Origin of the sequence: Streptomyces sp. MS19 (assembly GCF_047200595.1) — a bacterium.
Lineage (GTDB): Bacteria > Actinomycetota > Actinomycetes > Streptomycetales > Streptomycetaceae > Streptomyces.
Window position 1 is genome coordinate 15255 of record NZ_JBJZOH010000008.1, and the last position, 19114, is coordinate 34368.

The 19114-nt window shown below is 72.6% G+C and carries 13 protein-coding genes; 7 read left to right on the plus strand and 6 right to left on the minus strand.

The window, feature by feature from the left end:
* Positions 1-88: 88 nt before the first annotated feature.
* Positions 89-2920, plus strand: a complete 2832-nt coding sequence (secA, locus tag ACL02R_RS10770) for a preprotein translocase subunit SecA (protein ID WP_412796636.1) — start codon at positions 89-91, stop codon at positions 2918-2920.
* Positions 2921-2960: 40 nt separating this feature from the next.
* Here the strand turns inward: secA and ACL02R_RS10775 are convergent, their stop codons facing one another.
* On the minus strand, positions 2961-3377 hold the full coding sequence (locus tag ACL02R_RS10775) for an Rv3235 family protein (protein WP_412796637.1): 417 nt from the start codon (positions 3375-3377) through the stop codon (positions 2961-2963).
* 168 nt (positions 3378-3545) lie between these two features.
* Here ACL02R_RS10775 and ACL02R_RS10780 point away from each other — a divergent pair, with 168 nt between their 5' ends.
* The 5 genes from ACL02R_RS10780 to ACL02R_RS10800 all read left to right on the plus strand — a co-directional run bounded on the left by ACL02R_RS10780 (position 3546) and on the right by ACL02R_RS10800 (position 12332).
* The gene (locus ACL02R_RS10780; RefSeq protein WP_412796638.1) at positions 3546-4058 is read left to right on the plus strand and encodes a DUF6912 family protein; all 513 of its coding nucleotides are present in this window, start codon (positions 3546-3548) and stop codon (positions 4056-4058) included.
* 70 nt (positions 4059-4128) lie between these two features.
* Positions 4129-4830, plus strand: coding sequence for an HAD family hydrolase (locus ACL02R_RS10785; protein ID WP_412796639.1), 702 nt, complete (start codon positions 4129-4131; stop codon positions 4828-4830).
* Between the two features lie 240 nt (positions 4831-5070).
* Positions 5071-10050, plus strand: a complete 4980-nt coding sequence (locus ACL02R_RS10790) for an NAD-glutamate dehydrogenase (RefSeq protein ID WP_412796640.1) — start codon at positions 5071-5073, stop codon at positions 10048-10050.
* Positions 10051-10327: 277 nt separating this feature from the next.
* Complete coding sequence (locus ACL02R_RS10795) at positions 10328-11155, plus strand: polyprenol monophosphomannose synthase (protein WP_412796641.1); 828 nt, start codon at positions 10328-10330, stop codon at positions 11153-11155.
* Complete coding sequence (locus ACL02R_RS10800; protein WP_412796642.1) at positions 11124-12332, plus strand: hypothetical protein; 1209 nt, start codon at positions 11124-11126, stop codon at positions 12330-12332. The genes ACL02R_RS10795 and ACL02R_RS10800 overlap by 32 nt, the downstream gene beginning before the upstream one ends.
* On the opposite strand, the gene ACL02R_RS10805 is transcribed toward ACL02R_RS10800, so the two are convergent.
* Positions 12304-13347: an EamA family transporter gene (locus ACL02R_RS10805; RefSeq protein WP_412796643.1), complete on the minus strand. Its 1044-nt coding sequence runs from the start codon at positions 13345-13347 to the stop codon at positions 12304-12306. The two genes, ACL02R_RS10800 and ACL02R_RS10805, sit on opposite strands and share 29 nt — an antisense overlap.
* 26 nt (positions 13348-13373) lie before the next feature.
* On the opposite strand from ACL02R_RS10805, the gene ACL02R_RS10810 reads away from it, so the two are divergent.
* A complete protein-coding gene (locus ACL02R_RS10810; protein ID WP_412796644.1) occupies positions 13374-13898 on the plus strand; it encodes a CGNR zinc finger domain-containing protein in 525 nt (174 codons plus the stop codon).
* Here the strand turns inward: ACL02R_RS10810 and ACL02R_RS10815 are convergent, their stop codons facing one another.
* The 4 genes from ACL02R_RS10815 to ACL02R_RS10830 all read right to left on the minus strand — a co-directional run bounded on the left by ACL02R_RS10815 (position 13899) and on the right by ACL02R_RS10830 (position 18988).
* Positions 13899-14510, minus strand: coding sequence for an RloB family protein (locus ACL02R_RS10815; protein ID WP_412796645.1), 612 nt, complete (start codon positions 14508-14510; stop codon positions 13899-13901).
* Positions 14488-15780, minus strand: coding sequence for an AAA family ATPase (locus tag ACL02R_RS10820; protein ID WP_412796646.1), 1293 nt, complete (start codon positions 15778-15780; stop codon positions 14488-14490). Before ACL02R_RS10820 ends, ACL02R_RS10815 begins: the two co-directional genes overlap by 23 nt.
* A 71-nt stretch (positions 15781-15851) precedes the next feature.
* Positions 15852-16823: a UDP-glucose 4-epimerase GalE gene (gene galE, locus ACL02R_RS10825; RefSeq protein ID WP_412796647.1), complete on the minus strand. Its 972-nt coding sequence runs from the start codon at positions 16821-16823 to the stop codon at positions 15852-15854.
* Positions 16811-18988, minus strand: coding sequence for a CDP-glycerol glycerophosphotransferase family protein (locus ACL02R_RS10830; RefSeq protein ID WP_412796648.1), 2178 nt, complete (start codon positions 18986-18988; stop codon positions 16811-16813). Before ACL02R_RS10830 ends, galE begins: the two co-directional genes overlap by 13 nt.
* Between the last annotated feature and the right edge of the window lie 126 nt (positions 18989-19114).

A 19114-nucleotide genomic window follows, 5' to 3' on the forward strand; every position in this document is an offset into this window, starting at 1 on the left:
GCATACCATGGCCGGTGCGGCGGGGCCACTCGCTGTGTCCGCGCATCCATCCAGGCGCCAGGCCCGACCGGCAAGGAGACCAGCTCCCGTGTCCGTCTTCAACAAGATCATGCGTGCAGGCGAAGGCAAGATCCTGCGCAAACTGCAACGCATCGCCAACCAGGTGAACTCCATTGAAGAGGACTTCGTCGACCTGACCGACGCCGAGCTGCGGGCGCTCACCGACGAGTACAAGCAGCGCTACGCCGACGGCGAGACGCTGGACGACCTGCTGCCCGAGGCGTTCGCCACCGTCCGCGAGGCGGCGAAGCGGGTGCTCGGACAGCGCCCGTACGACGTGCAGCTGATGGGCGGCGCGGCCCTGCACCTGGGCTACGTCGCCGAGATGAAGACGGGCGAGGGCAAGACCCTCGTCGGCACCCTGCCCGCGTACCTCAACGCGCTGTCGGGGCAGGGCGTGCACCTGGTCACCACCAACGACTACCTGGCCCAGCGCGACTCGGAGTGGATGGGCCGTGTGCACCGCTACCTGGGTCTGACCGTCGGCTGCATCACCGCCGGGATGACGCCGGCGAAGCGCCGCGAGCAGTACGCCTGCGACCTGACGTACGGGACGAACAACGAGTTCGGCTTCGACTACCTGCGCGACAACATGGCGTGGTCCAAGGAGGAGCTGGTCCAGCGGGAGCACAACTACGCGATCGTGGACGAGGTCGACTCGATCCTGATCGACGAGGCCAGGACCCCGCTGATCATCTCGGGCCCCGCCGACCAGGCCACCAAGTGGTACGCCGACTTCGCCAAGCTCGTGCAGCGCCTGGAGAAGGGTGAGGCCGCCGTGCCGACCCGGCAGGTCGTCGAGACCGGTGACTACGACGTGGACGAGAAGAAGCGCACCGTCGCCATCCACGACGCGGGCGTCACCAAGGTCGAGGACTGGCTGGGCATCGACAACCTCTACGAGTCCGTCAACACCCCGCTCGTCGGCTACCTGAACAACGCCATCAAGGCGAAGGAGCTGTACAAGAAGGACAAGGACTACGTCGTTCTCGACGGCGAGGTCGTGATCGTAGACGAGCACACCGGCCGCATCCTCGCCGGGCGCCGCTACAACGAGGGCATGCACCAGGCGATCGAGGCCAAGGAGGGGGTGAAGATCAAGGACGAGAACCAGACGCTCGCCAAGATCACCCTCCAGAACTACTTCCGCCTCTACGACAAGCTGTCCGGCATGACCGGTACGGCCATGACCGAGGCGGCCGAGTTCCACCAGATCTACAAGCTCGGCGTGGTGCCCATCCCGACGAACCGGCCGATGGCCCGCAAGGACCAGTCGGACCTGATCTACCGCACCGAGGTCGCGAAGTTCTCGGCCGTCGTCGAGGACATCGCCGACAAGCACGAGAAGGGCCAGCCGGTCCTGGTCGGCACGACGTCGGTGGAGAAGTCCGAGTACCTCTCCCAGCAGCTGAACAAGCGCGGCGTCCGCCACGAGGTGCTGAACGCGAAGAACCACGAGCGCGAGGCCGCGATCGTCTCCATGGCGGGCCGCCGGGGCGCCGTCACCGTGGCCACCAACATGGCCGGCCGCGGTACCGACATCAAGCTCGGCGGCAACCCCGACGACATCGCCGAGAACGAGCTGCGCGCCAAGGGCCTCGACCCCGTGGAGCACCCCGAGCAGTGGGCCGAGGCCCTGCCCGAGGCGCTGGAGCGGGCCCAGAAGGCCGTCAAGGAGGAGTTCGAGGAGGTCAAGGACCTCGGCGGGCTCTACGTCCTCGGCACCGAGCGGCACGAGTCGCGGCGCATCGACAACCAGCTGCGCGGCCGTTCCGGGCGCCAGGGCGACCCGGGCGAGTCCCGCTTCTACCTGTCGCTGGGCGACGACCTGATGCGGCTGTTCAAGGCGCAGATGGTCGAGCGCGTCATGTCGATCGCCAACGTCCCGGACGAGGTGCCGATCGAGAACAAGATGGTCACCCGCGCCATCGCCTCGGCGCAGGGCCAGGTCGAGCAGCAGAACTTCGAGATCCGCAAGAACGTCCTCAAGTACGACGAGGTCCTGAACCGCCAGCGCGAGGTCATCTACAGCGAGCGCCACCGCGTGCTCGCCGGTGAGGACCTGCGGGAGCAGATCGGGTTCTTCATGGACGACACGATCGACGCCTACGTCCAGGCCGAGACCGTGGAGGGCTTCGCCGAGGAATGGGACATGGACCGCCTGTGGGGCGCGTTCAAGCAGCTCTACCCGGTCGGGCTGACCGTCGAGGAGCTGGAGGAGGAGGCGGGCGGCCGCGACGGGCTGACGCCCGAGTTCATCTCCGACTCCGTCAAGGAGGACGCCCACAAGCGGTACGCCGCGCGTGAGGAGGAGCTGGGCTCCGAGGTCATGCGCGAGCTGGAACGGCGCGTGGTCCTCTCGGTGCTCGACCGCAAGTGGCGTGAGCACCTCTACGAGATGGACTACCTCCAGGAGGGCATCGGCCTGCGCGCGATGGCGCAGCGCGACCCGGTGGTGGAGTTCCAGCGCGAGGGCTTCGACATGTTCACGGCCATGATGGACGGGATCAAGGAGGAGTCGGTCGGCTATCTGTTCAACCTGGAGGTCCAGGTCGAGCGGCAGGTCGAGCAGGTGCCGGTGCAGGCCGGGGCCGCCGACAAGGAGCACGCCGCCGCCGAGCAGCAGGCCGTGCCCGCGGGCGCGCCGGGCGGCGGTGCACCCGCGATCCGGGCGAAGGGCCTGGAGATGCCCAAGCGCGCCGACCGGCTGCACTTCTCCGCGCCGACGGTGGACGGCGCCGGCGGGACCGTGGAGGGCGACTTCGCGTCGGACCAGGTCGCCGAGACGGCGACCGGTGACGGCACCACCCGCGCGGAGCGGCGCAAGGCCCAGAAGGGCGGGCGTCGCCGCAAGAAGTGACGCGTACGCCCCGGGCGTACGGCGGACAGCGCCGCGGCCGTCAGTGGACGGTGTCCAGCTCGATCGCGGAGCACAGCCAGCGTCCTGTGGGTGTGTGCTCCAGCCGGAACGCGAGCGCGCGCGTCCTGTCCCCCGTGGCGATCCGGGCGAACGCCTCCATCACCTCCGGCCTCGGTCTGCACACGCCCACGCCGCGCAGCACGGGCGCGCGGCGCTCACCGAGCGGGGGACGCAGTGGGGCGTGCGGGGCGAGCCGCACCAGTTCGTCGTACGCGGTCGAGCGCGCGTGGCCGAGCAGCGAGTGCACCGGGCGCTGGCCGCTGAGCACGAGCAGCAGCTGGTGCGCGAACCAGTCCTGCGGCCGGTGCGCGGCCGAGGGCAGGACCCGGTGCGGGCGCCGGGAGTCGGCGCGATGGGGCGGCCTGGTGCGCCCCGGCCCCCGGCTGTCTGTCCTCATGATTCGACCACCCCCGTGTGATGATGTGCCGCCCGCAGCAAGCTACTGGTGAGTAACTGCTGCGGATTGTAATCACATGCTCACTCCTGAGCAAGGCGCGGGTCCGCTGGTACAGTGAGCCGCCGCTCGCCGGGACCGGCGGCGCAGGCGGAAAGGAGCCGGTTCGCCGTGCGTGTCTACCTCCCCCTCACGACCTCAGGGCTGGCGCGGCTCCGGGAGACCGGCGAGACCGCGCCCGCGCCGCTGGCCGCGTACGCCGTCACCCCCGCGTTGCGCGAGTGGTACGCCGCGGGGAACCCCCGGGACGACGAGGAGCTGGAGTACGCGGCGCTCGGCCTGGCCGCCGAGGCGTCGCTGCGGCTGCTCGCGGCGGAGCCGGACGCTCCGCGGCGGCGCGTGGTGGTCGCCGCCGAGGTCGCCGACGGGCTGGTGGAGGACATCTCAGGCGGTGCCGCGGGCGAGGGGGAACCGGGCGGCGTACGCCTGGCCGCGCCGGTGCCGCTGCGGCTGCTGGCCGCGGTGCATGTGGACGAGGCGGACGCGGAGGCGGACGTGGCGGCTGCGGCCGGTGCCGTCGCGGCGGCCGACCGGGGCGACGGGGACGCGCGGGCCGTGGTGGACGCGCTCGCCGACCGGGACCTGCTCTGGTACGGCGTGCAGGAGATCGATCACCTGGTGTGACGCGGAGGCCGTGACATAGGCAACGACAAAGGCATGGCCCGTTGTCAGAGGCGCCGCGTACTGTCGGTGCATGGCTCGACCGACCCGCCCCACCCGCCGGCCCCACATCGTCTGGGACTGGAACGGGACGCTGCTCCACGACACCGACGCCGTCCTGGAGGCGACCAACACCGCGTTCGGTGAGCTGGGCGTGGCCCCGCTCACCCTGGACGGCTACCGGGACGCCTACACCCTGCCGCTGCCCCGCTTCTACGAGCGGCTGCTCGGCCGGCTGCCCACCGACGCCGAATGGGAGCGCGCCGAGGACGTCTTCCGGCGCTCGTACCTCGCGCTCGCCGGAGGCGTGGCCCTCGCCGACGGCGCGGCCCGGCTGCTGGCGGACTGGCACGCCGCCGGACGTACGCAGTCCGTCTGCTCGCTCGCCGCCCACGACCAGCTCCTGCCGCTGCTGGGGCGCTATGGAATAGATCACTATTTCCTGCGCGTGGACGGGAACACGACGGGGCGGCCCGCCCCCGGCAAGGCGGAGCAGATGGCACGCCACCTGGCCGCGCTCGACGGGGTCTCCGCACAGGACGCCGTGGTGGTCGGCGACGCCACCGACGACGCCGTCGCCGCAGCCCACGCCGGTGCCAGGGCCGTCCTCTACACCGGCGGCTCGCACAGCAGACGCAGCCTGCTGACCGCTGGAGTGCCCGTCGTGGACACCCTCTCCGAGGCCCTCCTGGTGGCCGAGGAACTGGTCGGACAGCCGCTCGAACAGACCCTCTGATGTTGCTCAACTCATGCCGACGGGCCGGAGGGGGAGAGATATCTTGGCCTACGTGATCAGTGAGATATCGGCTGCTGCACCGGTCCGGGGCAGCGCCGCTCCGGCCCGGCACCCGGCGTTCGCCAGGGGTGGCCGTACCACTGGTCCGCTCTGCCGGGAGCTTCCCATCCACGAGATCGAGCGCTGCCCGGTGACCGTTACTCGACGTCACGCAACGGCGCGCGACAGGAGCCAGGGGACATGCACAACAAGCTGGACGAAGCCAAAGCCGAACTACTGGCACAAGCCGCACGGGTAGCCGAGCACGGCGCGGTCGGGGGACCGCCCGGCCACGGTCTCGACCCGGACGCGCTCCGTTCCTACCTCCAGCGCTACTACCTCTTCATCGCCCCCGAGGACCTCGCCGACCGCGACCCGGTCGATCTGTACGGCGCCGCCCTGTCGCACCACCGGCTCGCCGCCGAGCGGCCGCAGGGCACCGCCAACGTCCGCGTGCACACCCCCACCGTCGAGGAGATGGGCTGGGCGTGCAGCCACACGGTCGTCGAGGTGGTCACCGACGACATGCCGTTCCTGGTGGACTCCGTCACCAGCGAGCTGTCCCGCCTCGGCTCCGGCATCCACCTCGTCGTCCACCCGCAGATGGTCGTGCGGCGCGACATCACCGGCCGCCTGCTCGACCTGCTGGACGACTCCGCCGCCGACCGTCCGGACGACAGCGTCGTCGAGTCGTGGATCCATGTCGAGATCGACCGCGAGACCGACCGTGACGACCTGGAGCGTATCGAGGCCGGGCTGCGCCGTGTCCTCAGCGACGTCCGCGAGGCCGTCGAGGACTGGCAGAAGATGCGCGGCACCGCCCTGCGCCTCGCCGACGGGCTCCCCGACGAGCCGCTGCCCGCGGCACTCGACGAGCCCGAGGTCGAGGAGGCCCGCGAGCTGCTCCGCTGGCTCGCCGCCGACCACTTCACGTTCCTCGGCTACCGCGAGTACGACCTCGTGCGCGCCGACGAGGCCCCCGGCGGCCCCGAGGCGTCCGACGGCGACCAGCTGCGCGCCGTCCCCGGCACCGGGCTCGGCATCCTGCGCTCCGACCCCACCCTCGCGACCGACTCCGCCAGCCCGGTGGGCTCCGCCGCGTTCAGCAGGCTCTCGCCGTCCGCGCGCGCCAAGGCCCGCGAGCCCCGGCTGCTGATCCTCACCAAGGCCAACAGCCGCGCCACCGTGCACCGCAGGTCGTACCTGGACTACGTGGGCGTGAAGAAGTTCGACGCCGAGGGCCGGGTCGTCGGGGAGCGGCGCTTCCTCGGCCTCTTCTCGGCAGCCGCCTACACCGAGTCGGTGCGGCGCATCCCCGTCGTCAGGCGGAACGTGGCCGAGGTGCTGAAGTCCGCCGGTTTCGGCGCCGACAGCCACAGCGGCCGCGACCTGCTCCAGATCCTGGAGACCTACCCGCGCGACGAGCTGTTCCAGACCCCGGTGGACACGCTGCGGGACATCGCCACCGCCGTGCTGCACCTCCAGGAACGCCGCAGGCTGCGGCTGTTCCTGCGCCGCGACGAGTACGGCCGCTACTACTCGGCGCTCGTCTACCTGCCCCGCGACCGGTACACCACCTCGGTGCGCCTGCGCCTGACCGACATCCTCACCGAGGAACTGTCCGGCAGCACCGTGGACTTCTCGGTGTGGAACACCGAGTCCATCCTCTCCCGGCTGCACTTCGTCCTGCGCGTCGAGCCGGGCGCCGAGCTGCCCGTCCTCAGCGACGAGGACGTCGACCGCATCGAGGCGCGCCTCGCCGAGGCGTCCAGGTCGTGGGCCGACTCGTTCGCCGAGGCGCTGCTCGCCGAGTGCGGCGAGGAGCGCGCGGCCGAGCTCGGCCGCCGCTTCGCGCACGCCTTCCCCGAGGGCTACAAGGCCGACTTCGCGCCCCGCGCGGCCGTCGCCGACCTCCAGTACGTGACGGCCTTGCGCCCCGGCGCGGACCAGGACTTCGCCGTCAGCCTGTACGAGCAGGTGGGCGCCGCCCCGGGCGAGCGGCGTTTCAAGGTCTACCGCACCGGCGAGCCGTTCTCCCTCTCCGCCGTCCTGCCGGTCCTCCAGGCGCTCGGCGCCGAGGTCGTGGACGAGCGGCCGTACGAGCTGCGGCTCGGCGACGGCACGACCGCCTGGATCTACGACTTCGGGCTGCGCTTCCCGCCGGCCCTCGCCGACGGGCTGACGGGCGACGCGCGCGAGCGGTTCCAGGAGGCGTTCGCCGCCGCGTGGACCGGCGCCGCCGAGAACGACGGCTTCAACGCGCTCGTCCTGTCCGCCGGGCTGACCTGGCGCGAGGCGATGGTGCTGCGGGCGTACGCCAAGTACCTGTGGCAGGCCGGCGCCCGCTTCACGCAGGGCGCGATGGAGGCGACGCTCCGGCGCAACTCCCACACCACCCGCCTGCTGGTCAACCTCTTCGAGGCCCGCCTCTCCCCGCAGCGGCAGACCGCCGGGCGCGAGCTGACGGACGGCCTGCTGGAGGAGCTGGACGGCGCGCTCGAACAGGTCTCCAACCTGGACGAGGACCGCATCCTGCGGGCGTTCCTCAACGTCATCAAGGCCACCCTGCGCGTCAACTACTTCCAGCACGCGGGCCAGGGCCTGCTCGGCTCGCGGGGCGGCGCCGACACCGGGAAGCCGCACTCCTACCTGTCGGTCAAGCTCGACCCCAAGGGCATCCCCGACCTGCCCGAGCCGCGCCCCGCGTACGAGATCTGGGTGTACTCGCCGCGCGTCGAGGGCGTCCACCTGCGCTTCGGCAAGGTGGCCCGCGGCGGCCTGCGCTGGTCCGACCGGCGGGAGGACTTCCGCACCGAGATCCTGGGCCTCGTGAAGGCGCAGGAGGTCAAGAACACGGTCATCGTCCCCGTCGGCGCGAAGGGCGGCTTCGTCGCCAAGCGGCTGCCCGACCCGGCGGCCGACCGCGACGCGTGGCTGGCCGAGGGCATCGCCTGCTACCGCACGTTCATCTCCGGTCTGCTGGACATCACCGACAACCTGGTGGACGGCAAGGTCGTGCCGCCCGCCGACGTGGTCCGGCACGACGGCGACGACACGTACCTCGTCGTCGCCGCCGACAAGGGCACCGCCACCTTCTCGGACATCGCCAACGAGGTGGCCCAGGCGTACGGCTTCTGGCTGGGCGACGCGTTCGCCTCGGGCGGTTCGGCCGGCTACGACCACAAGGGCATGGGCATCACGGCCCGCGGCGCCTGGGAGTCCGTCAAGCGGCACTTCCGCGAGCTGGGCCACGACACCCAGACGCAGGACTTCACCGTCGCCGGCATCGGCGACATGTCCGGCGACGTCTTCGGCAACGGCATGCTGCTGTCGGAGCACATCCGGCTCGTGGCCGCCTTCGACCACCGGCACATCTTCCTCGACCCCGAGCCGGACCCGGCCGTCTCGTACGCCGAGCGCCGCCGCCTCTTCGAGCTGCCGCGCTCCTCGTGGGCGGACTACGACGCGTCGCTGATCTCCAAGGGCGGCGGCGTCCACCCCAGGTCGGCCAAGTCGATCGCGATCACCCCGCAGGTGCGGGCCGCCCTCGGCCTGGGCTCAGGCGTGACCGCGATGACCCCTGCCGAGCTGATGCAGGCGATCCTGCGGGCGCCCGTCGATCTGCTGTGGAACGGCGGCATCGGCACGTACGTGAAGTCCCGCGCCGAGTCGCACGCCGACGTCGGCGACAAGGCCAACGACGCCATCCGCGTCAACGGCCGCGACATCCGCGCCAAGGTCGTCGGCGAGGGCGGCAACCTGGGCCTCACCCAGCGCGGCCGCATCGAGTACGCCACCTCCGGGGGCCGCTGCAACACCGACGCCATCGACAACAGCGCCGGTGTCGACACCTCGGACCACGAGGTCAACATCAAGATCCTGCTGAACGCGGTCGTCGCCAACGGCGACCTGACGCTCAAGCAGCGCAACGCCCTGCTGGCCGAGATGACCGACGAGGTCGCCGCGCTCGTCCTGCGCAACAACTACGCGCAGAACGTCGCCCTCGCCAACGGCGGCACGACCGCGTCCGGCCTCGTCCTCGCGCACCAGCGCATGATCAGGCGGCTGTCCGACCAGGGCAGGCTCGACCGCGACCTGGAGTTCCTGCCCTCGGACGACGAGTTCAGGGAACGCCGCGCCGCCGGTGGCGGGCTGACCCAGCCGGAGCAGTCCGTGCTGCTGGCCTACGCCAAGCTGACGGTCACCGCAGAACTGCTCGGCACCGACCTGCCGGACGACCCGTACGTCGGGCGGCTGCTCCAGGCGTACTTCCCGTCGGCGCTGCGGGAACGGTTCCCCGTCCAGATCGAGGCGCACGCGCTGCGCCGCGAGATCGTGACGACGCTGCTGGTCAACGACACGGTGAACGCGGGCGGCGCCTCCTTCCTGCACCGCATGCAGGAGGAGTCGGGCGCCTCGACCGAGGAGATCGTCCGCGCCCACACCGCCTCCCGGGCCATCTTCGGGCTCGCCGAGATCTGGGACACCGCCGAGAGCCTGGACAACCAGGTCCCGGCCGCGATGCTCACCCGCATCCGGCTGCACGCCAGGCGGCTCGTGGAACGCGGCGCCCGCTGGCTGCTCAACAACAGGCCGCAGCCGCTGGCCCTCGCCGACACGATCCAGCTGTTCGCCGAGCGCGTCGGCCAGGTCAGGCAGGAGCTGCCCAAGCTGCTGCGCGGCACGGACGCGGAGACCCACGCCGCGCTCCACGACGAGCTGGTGGAGGCGGGCGTCCCCGACGAACTGGCGCTCAAGGTCGCGGGCTTCTCCGCCGCGTTCCCGGCGCTGGACATCGTGGCCGTCGCCGACCGCACCGGCCGGGAGCTGATGGACGTCGCCCAGGTCTACTACCACCTGAGCGACCAGCTCGGCATCACCCGGCTCCAGGAGGGCGTCAGCGCCCTGCCGCGCGTCGACCGGTGGCAGTCGATGGCCCGCACGGCGATCCGCGAGGACCTCTACGCGGCGCACCAGCTGATCACCGCGGACGTCCTCGCCGAGGGCGACCCGCAGGCCGCGCCGGACGAACGGTACGCCGCCTGGGCCCAGCGGAACGCGGCGATGCTCAGCCGCGCCCGTTCGACCCTCGCGGAGATCCAGTCGTCCGAGACCTTCGACCTGGCGAACCTCTCCGTGGCCATGCGCACCATGCGGACCATGCTGCGCAGCAACCGCTGACCGGGGCCCGCCATGGCAGCGCTAGTGCTGTGACCGGAAGGGTTCACCGGCTCACGACGCCCGGCGTGGGGGCACCTCCCAGGCCTCCGGGCCTGGGGGAACCTCGCTGCGTTACCGCATCGCGCGAGTACGGCCGAGTACGAGCTGCGATCCGGTGCCTTGCGATGCACCTCCCCCAGCCGCCAGGCTGGGGGAGCCGTGAGCCGGCAAACCTCCCCGGCCACAGCACTAGGATGACGTTCGCATCACTGACTCATCCGTGAACGGGAGCGCTGCCATGGCGGGAGCCGGCCGGGCCTGTGCCGAGGCCGCCGTGACGGTGGTGATGCCCACCTACAACGAGGCGGACAGCCTGCCCGTGACGGCGGCGGCGCTGCTCGCCCTGCCGTTGCCGGGGCTGCGGCTGCTCGTCGTGGACGACGCGAGCCCCGACGGCACGGGCGAGCTGGCCGACGGGCTCGCCGCCCGCCACCCGGGCCGCGTCTCGGTGCTGCACCGCACCGCCAAGGACGGCCTGGGCCGCGCGTACGTCGCGGGCATGACCCGCGCCGTGGACGAGGGCGCGGCGTACGTCCTCCAGATGGACGCCGACGGCAGCCACGGCACGGAGTACGTCCCGCAGCTCGTCGGCACGGCGCTGGCGACCGGCGCCGGGCTCGTCGTCGGCAGCCGCTACGTGCCGGGCGGCAGGCTCGCCGACGAGTGGGCGCCGCACCGCAGGCTGCTGTCGCGCTGGGCGAACCGGTACGTCGGCGCCGTCCTGCGCACCGGGCTGCGCGACGCGACGGCGGGCTTCGTCCTGTGGCGCGCCGACGTGGTGCGCGCGCTTGACCTCGAACACACCCGCAGCAACGGCTACAGCTTCCAGGTCGAGCTGAAGCATGCCGCCGTCCGCGCGGGGCACGCCGCCGTGGAGATCCCCATCCGCTTCGAGGAGCGGCGGCAGGGGGCGTCGAAGATGTCGGCCCGCGTGCAGTACGAGGCGGCGCTGCTGCCCTGGCGGCTGCTGCTCGGCGATCTGACGGGCCGCCGCCGCGCGGCCGTTCCCCCTGCCGAGGGGGAGCCCGTCCCGGATGAGCCCACCGCCACTTCCCGGCCCCGGTGACCCCGCCGCCATGACCCTGCTCACCGGCATACGCGACATACGCGCGCCCGCCGCCCGTACGTCCCCGACGCTGCGCGCCGCCGCCCCCGCCCTGCTGCTCTACGCGGCGGTCCGTATGACCGGTCTGCTGATCCTCGCCTGCTGGGCGGCCGTCGAGGACAAGAGCCCGCACACGCTGCTCAGCGGCCGCTGGGATTCCGTCTGGTACGCCCGCGTCGCCGCGGACGGCTACGGGTACGAGATCCGGCTCCCGGACGGCGACCTCCACTCCGACTTGGCGTTCTTCCCCCTCTTCCCCGCCCTCGAACGGGCCGTCTCCGCCGTCACGCCGCTCTCCGTCAACGATGCGGGACTGCTGATCGGCTGGGCCGCGTCGCTCGCCGCCGCCTGGGGCATCTGGGCGGTGGCGCGGCTGATCTCCGGGCGCGACGCGCTGGGCGTCGTACTGGTGGGACTGTGGGGCGCGTACCCGACCGCGTTCGTGCAGTCGATGGCGTACACCGAGGCGCTGTTCACGGCACTGGCGGCCTGGGCCCTGTACGCGCTGCTGACCGGCCGCTGGCTGACGGCGGGCGCGCTGGCCGTCGCGGCAGGGCTGACGCGCCCCTCCGGCGCCGCTGTGGTCGCCGCGGTGTGGGTGGCCGCCGCTGTCGCGCTGCTGGGGGCACGCCGCCAGGGCCGCGCGTTCCCCGTCCGTCCGCTGCTGGGCGCGCTGCTGGCGCCGCTCGGCTGGTGCGGCTATGTGCTGTACGTCGCGGTGCGCGAGGACAGCCCGTACGGCTACTTCGACGTGCAGGCGGGCTGGGGGAACGGGTTCGACGGCGGCCGGGCGCTGCTCGGCTTCGTCGCGGACAACCTGGCCTCCAACGTCGTCGGCGGGCTCGGGCTGATCGCGGCGCTGGTCCTCGTCGGCTGGCTGGTGGTGCTCGGGGTGCGGCAGGGGCAGCCGCTGCCGCTGGTGGCGTTCACGGTGGTGATGGTCGTGACGTCGCTGGTCGGCTCGGGGTACTTCGGGTCGCGGCCCCGGCTGATGATGCCCGCGTTCGGCCTGCTGCTGCCGCCCGCCGTGGCGCTGCTGCGGCTGCGGCGGGGGTATGTCGCGCTGGTGCTGGCGGGCGTGGCGCTGGCGTCGGGGGCGTACGGGGCGTTCACGCTGCTGGGTTCCGGCCCGCCGTGAGGTGCTTGACGATCCGCCCGTCCAGCAGGACCACGAGGCAGCCGCCGGGGCTGACGCAGTACTCGGCCTCGCCCTCGGACGTGTGATGGCGGGAGCGCAGGGCCCACTCGCCGCCGCCCGCGCGCAGGCAGACGGGGCAGTGTCCGCCGGACCGGGGCCGCGACGACGCGACGGGGGCGGCACGCCGTACGGGCCGTGACTGGCCGACGGACCACGCGGCGGCCGCCACCACCAGCGCGACGGCGCACAGCTGGCGCGCCGACAACTCCTCGTCCAGGAGGACGAAACCGACGCCCGCCCCGGCCGCCGGGCTCAGCGCGAGCAGGACGCCGAAGACACGCGGGCCGATGCGGCGCAGCGCGGCCATGTCCAGCGAGTAGGGGATCAGCGAGGACAGCAGCGCGACCGCGATGCCTGGGCCGACGACGGACGGGTGGGCGGCCACCGCCGCGCCGCTGGTGACGGCGGCCACCGGGCTGACCACCACGGCGCCCACCGCGAGCGCGACGGCGAGGCCCGTCCAGTCGTCGAACAGCCGCCCCACCCGCCCGTTCAGCACGACGTACGACGCCCGGCACACCGCCGCCGTCGCGCCCAGGGCCACGCCGAGCGCGGGCAGGGCGCCGCCCGGGGCCGTCAGCAGCAGCACGCCGGCGAGGGCGAGCAGCGCGGCGGCGAGGTGGGCGGGGCGGCGGGACAGGGTGGCGGCGAGGGCGAGGGGGCCGAGGAGTTCGAGGGTGGCGGCGACGCCGAGGGGGAGGTGGCCGATGGCGGAGAAGTAGGCCATGTTCATCACGCCGATCGTGACGCCGAGCGCGATGGCGGCGCGCCACTGGCGGGCGGTCAGGCGCCGCAGGCGGGGGCGTACCAGGGCGCACATCACGAGCGCGGCGAAGACCAGCCGCATCCCCGCCAGCGCGACGGGGTCCGCGTCGTCGTACGCCCCCTTCGCGACCGCCGAGCCGAGCTGCATGCTCACGATCTGGCCGAGGACGAGGAGGGGCGCTGGTGTCATGGCCACCAGCGTGCTGTCATGGTCTTGTGCAGTTCAACCATTACGGCGGCCAGGCCGCCCGGCTCGCCGCCGAACTCGTCAACCTCCCCGCGCCCCCGGCCCCCGCCGCACTCGAACCGCTGCTCGCCGCCCACGAGATCCTCCGCCGCGACCTGACCCCGGCGCAGGCGGACGAGCTGTGGGCGTGGAGCCGCCGCCTCGGCCGCTGCTTCGGTGACCAGGACCTCGGCACGCGCGTGGCGGCCGTCAACGACCTGCTGGCCGACGCGTCGAGCAGCCCGCGCATCACCATGCACGACGGGCACGCGCCCCACCTGCACTACAGCGCCCCGGGCGCGGACGCGGCGGCGCACATCCGCGCCGTCACGGCGGCGGGCCTGGCGTTCGTCGTCTGCAACGCGGCACCGCACCGCCTCGGCCGCTGCGCACGCTGCGACCGGGCATACGTGGACACCTCACGCAACGGCCGCCGCACGTACTGCACGGTCCGCTGCGCGAACAACGACGCCGTGACCCGCCACCGTACAACCCGCCGGGGGGCGGCGGCGTGATCAGGGCTGCCGGGTGATCTGCTCCACGAGCCGCCACACGCCGGTGGCCGGGTTGACGCCGTGCTCCTTGTCCTCCGGGGCCAGTTGGCGTGCCCGGGGGACGGCGGCCTGCCAGCCGCTCGCGAAGTCGCGGAAGTCGAGGCGCGCCTTGTCGTAGCGAGGCAGGTGTTTCGCCAGGGCGGCGCGCAGCGCGCGGTAGTTGGGGCAGTAGGCGGTGTGGTCGCGGAAGTGCAGGAGGAGCCACAGCTCGAAGCACGGGTTCGAGACGGCGAGGCCGATACCGGCGCGGTGGGCGGCGGCCAGGGCCTGGTCGAGATCGGTGTACTCGTCCACGTCCGTCACGCACCAGACCTGGTCGAAGCCGTCCCTGTCCTGGTTCCACAGGTCGCTCGCGTGGGCGACGAGCTGGCTGGGCGAGCCGGGCTTCGTCTTCACCCTGACGGTGACGGCCGGGTTGCTGAGGTGCCGGACGAGGCCGTTGAGGTAGTCCGCCTCGGTTGCCTTGGCGCCGCAGACGACGAGGACGCGTTCGCGGGCGGTGCGCCGGGCGGTGCCCCGGCGGCGGAGGTCGGACTCGAAGCGCGGTCCTTCACGCCTCGGGCTGCGCGTCATCGTGCCTCCCCCGGGCGGCGACCGCCTCCTCGAACCGCTCGTCGCTCAGGAAGGGGACGGCGCCGTAACTGCCGCCCAGGTAGCGCCGCTCGCGGTTCTCCTCCTGGCGGGGGCGGAAGTCGGAGAGGGGGAAGAGCGTCGTCTCGCCGTATGCGTTCTTCTCCACGAACCACACTTGGTCGCGCTTGAGGATCTCCTCGCCACCGCTGCGGCCGAGGAGGCTGGCGTCGTGGGTGGTGAGGAGGAGCTGCGCGCGGTGGGGGTTGGTGGCGGGGTCCTGGAAGAGCTTGATGAGGTGGGCGGTCAGCCGGGGGTGGAGGCTGGCGTCCACTTCATCGATGACGAGCAGGCCGCCCTTTTCCAGGGTGTCGAGCACCGGGCCCGCGTAGCTGAGCAGCATGCGGGTGCCCTCCGATTGGGCTCCGAGACCGAGCCGGACCGGACCGTTCCGGCCACGTTGGGCGATCCAGACGCGTCGTTGTCTCCGCCGTCGGGAGCCGAGACCGACAGGCACGGTCAGCGTCCGTGGAATCGTCGACTGTTCGAAATCGAAGGGTAGTTGTTCAGGAAAACCCGGTCTTCTGTCCACTCCTGCGTCCTCGATACCGAGGTCGGCCGCGCGCAACAAGGAAACCACTGCTGGCGCGCGTTGCGGATCAGCCAGGACATCGGCCGGATCGAAAAGGAGGGGGTTGCCCGAGGAATCGGAAGAGGTGAACCAGCGATAGACCGGCTGGACAAGGGATTGGCGGGAGCGTGCCGCCACCGAGAGGAAGAGTGCGTTTGGTTCGGTGATGCTCTCGACCAGGCGTAGTTCCTTCTCGGGGACAGAATCACCGAAGTCGATGCCCTCGGCCGAGCGTTGGAAGATCACGCGTTTGCGTCCGCGCGGGTAGCTGTACAGCCATTCGTCCTGCACCCGTTCGTCGTCAATGCTGAAGCCGTACGTGTGCCGCACGCCGTCCAGCATCAGGTCCGTGACGTACCACGACGGTTCGGTGCGGGCGTCCTCGTCCAAGGCGAAAGGGGAACGGCTGATTCCCCCGCCCGGTTCCGCCTCCAGATGCGAGGACTGGACCATCCGGCTCATGAACGTCAGCGCCCCCACCACGTTCGACTTGCCCGCCGCGTTGGCGCCGAAGACGGCCGCCACCGGGACGGCTTCCCATGCCGTGCCCGGTGGGCGGTCCGCGTCGTAGACGGGGCTCAGGTTGAGCTGCTGCTCGTCCCGCAGCGAGCGGTGATTGGCCACCCGGAAGCTGAGGAGCATCCGATCACCTCCCGTAGCCGATCACATGCCTTTTCGTGCAAGTAAACTGCACGGCTTCGCCCCGGGCAAGGTCAGGCGGGCTGGTGGAGCCAGGTTGACCATGTTGAGGTGATCATCGAGCGCAGGTCGTGGCGGGGTGTCCACGAGATCTGCTTGGTCGCCGTGTCGGAGCAGGCCACCACATGGGGGGCGTCGCCTGGGCGGCGGGGGGCCCTGGTGGGGCGCAGGTGGGGTGTGCCGGTGATCTCCGTGATCAGGTCGACCATCTCGCGGACCGAGACGCCCTGTCCGCGGCCGATGTTCAGTGTCAGATGGGCCGGTTCCGGCTGGTCGGCGAGGGCGCGGGCGGTCGCGACGTGGGCCTCGGCGAGGTCCTCGACGTGCACCCAGTCGCGGACGCAGGTGCCGTCGGGGGTCGGGTAGTCGTCGCCGAAGATCCGCGGGGGCAGTCCGGCGGCGAGGTGGTCGAACGTCATCGGGAGCAGGCCCGACGTCTCCCGGTCGGCGAGAGCGGGGAGCGCGGCGCCCGCCACGTTGAAGTGGCGCAGGCTCGCGGTCGCCATGCCGTGCGCGCGGCCGACGTCGCGGACCAGCCACTCGCCCGCGAGCTTCGTCTCGCCGTACGGGCTCAGCGGCACGCAGGGCGTGTCCTCCGTGACCCGGTCGGTGTACGGCGAGCCGTAGACGGCCGCCGACGAGGCGTACACGAAGCGGCCGACGCGGGCGCCGCGCGCCGCCTCCAGCAGGATCTGGAGGCCGTGGAGGTTCTCGCGGTAGTAGCGCAGCGGCTGGCGGACGGACTCGGCGACTTCCTTGCGGGCGGCCAGGTGCATCACGGTGTGCACGCGGTGGTCGGCGATGGTCCGGTCGAGCGCGCCCCGGTCCAGGATCGAGCCCTGGACGAGGGGTACGCCGTCGGGCAGGCGGGTCGCGTCGCCCGTGGACAGGTCGTCGTAGACCACGACCCGTTCGCCCGCGAGGGCCAGCGCGCGCACCACGTGGGCGCCGATGTACCCGGCGCCGCCGGTGATCAGAAAGGACATGCGGATACCTCCAGGAACTCGCGCGGGGAGTCGCCCGGCGCGGACGGCCGGCGCGGCGCGGCCACCGCGACCGCGCCCGGGACGGGGCGGCGGGCCTTGGCGGGGACGACGGGCGGGACGTCCCGGCCGTCGAGGAAGAACGTGCGCACCACGCGCTCGGCCGCGAACCCGTCGTCGTAGGGGCAGAACCGCTGCCGGAACGCGGCGCGCCGCGCGGCGAGGCCCGGGTCAGTCCACAGGCGCGGGTCGGTGAGGGTGGCAGCGAGTTCGGCGGCGGTACGGGTCACCGGGCCCGGCGCGGTGGCGGGCAGGTCGAAGTAGGCACCGTGCACGGTCCGGTACGTCTCCCAGTCGTCGGCGTGGACGACGACCGGCCGGTCGAGGGCGGCGTAGTCGAACAGCACGGGCGCGTAGTCCGTGACCAGCGCGTCGGCGGCGAGGCACTGGTGCTCCAGCGCGTCGTCCGTCGCCGCGAGCAGCCGGAAGCGGGGGCCGAGGGCGCGGGCCAGGGCGCCGAGGTCGAGGGGGGCACGCCGCCGGGTGGCGTACGCCCGGGGCGCGGGGGCGTACAGGATGGCGAGCACGCCGTCGGGCACGCCGAGGCGCGCGCGGGCGCGCAGGACGTCGGCGACGCCCGCCGTGTGGAAGACGTCGGCGCGCGGGGAGCCGTACTCCAGCGTCACGTAGTCGGCCGGGTAGGCGGCCTCCCAGGCGAGGGTGGAGTGGCGGTTGGCGGAGAGGCAGTAGTCCCAGGTGTCGATCTGCCGCAGCAGCCGGGGCACGTCGCGCACCCGCGTGTCCAGGCCGCGGTGGGCGACGGGTGTGCCGCGGTGGGTCTGGAGGCGCAGCTGCCCCGGGCGGTCGGCGAGGACGTCGGGGAAGCCGCTGTTGCTGACGAGGAAGCGGGCGCGGGCCAGCGCGGACCAGTACGCGGCGGTGCCGGGCGTCAGCCGCCGTACGCCGGTGGGCAGGGCCTGGCCGGGGCCGGCCACCCAGGCGGTGCGGATGCCGGTGGCCAGTTCGCGCAGCTTCGCCTCGATGGCGGCCGGGTGGCAGCCGTACCTGCCGCCGCGTCCCGTGGTGAAGACGGCGAGCCGCCGGTCGAGGGGCAGTCGCAGCTGGCAGCGGTAGTGCGCGCGCAGGGCGACGGCGCGCAGCCGCCGCCCCGCGCCGCGCACGACGGCTTGCAGGCGCCTGCCGAGGCGCTGGGCCACCGCCATGAGCTGGAACGCGCGCCGGGCGCCCAGCCGGAAGAGGACGTGCGCCCCGCCCTGCTTCGCGCCGAGCGCGGTGGCCCCGGCCGCCGTGCGGTGGCGCCGGCACAGGGCGGCGCTGCGGCGGAAGAAGTCGGCGCGCTCGGCGGCGGGCAGCAGCCCCGGGGTGCGGCAGACGGTGCTGAGGTGGTCGGCCATGCGCCGGTAGAGCGCCGCGCGCCACCGCTGGGTGGGCAGCAGGGCGAAGGCGCGTTCGTACTGGTCCACGAGATCGGCGTGCCCTGGGCCCGGCCCGTGCGTACGGCCGCCCCGGCGGCGGGCGCGGTGGTGCAGGCACACCCGGTCGAGCACGGCGACGGTCTCGGCGGTGATCAGCGCCGGGTAGGCGAAGGGCACGTCCTGGTGGTGTCCCGGGGGGAAGCGCAGGCCGGTGCCGAGCAGGAAGTCGCGGCGGTACGCGCGTCCCCAGGCGGTCGGGGGCAGCCGCAGCAGGGACGGCCGGGCGGCGAGGGGACCCGCGTCGGGGCCGCGCCGGGAGAGCAGTCCGGGGGCGAGGCCGGGGGAGAGGGTGCCGTCGAACGAGAGGACGGCGTGGTCGTGCACGAGCAGCTGCGGGTGGCCGGTGGCGTCCAGGCGGGCGGCGATGGCGGCCAGGGCGCCGGGGGTGAGGGCGTCGTCGCCGTCGAGGAAGAGGACGTAGTCGCCGGTGGCGCGGTCGAGCGCGGCGTTCCTGGCCGGTCCGGGACCGCACGTGCGGGGGAGGCGGAGGCCGGTGACGCGGGCGTCGGCGGCGGCGAACTCGGCGATGATCTCGCCGCACGCGTCGGGGGACGCGTCGTCCACGACCAGCAGTTCGAGGTCGGTGTGGTCCTGCGTGAGCACGGAGGTCAGGCAGGCGGGGAGATACGCCTGCACCTGGTAGGCGGGCACGATGATGCTGAAGCGGGGCACGGCACCACATCCACGGGGCGGCATATCGGATGACCAATGACCATCCGACAATCTCTCTTCCGTAGTGCCATCCCGGGGACGAGCGAGGTGTCGCGCCCGCGATCCGTTCATTTGGAGCAAGAGGCA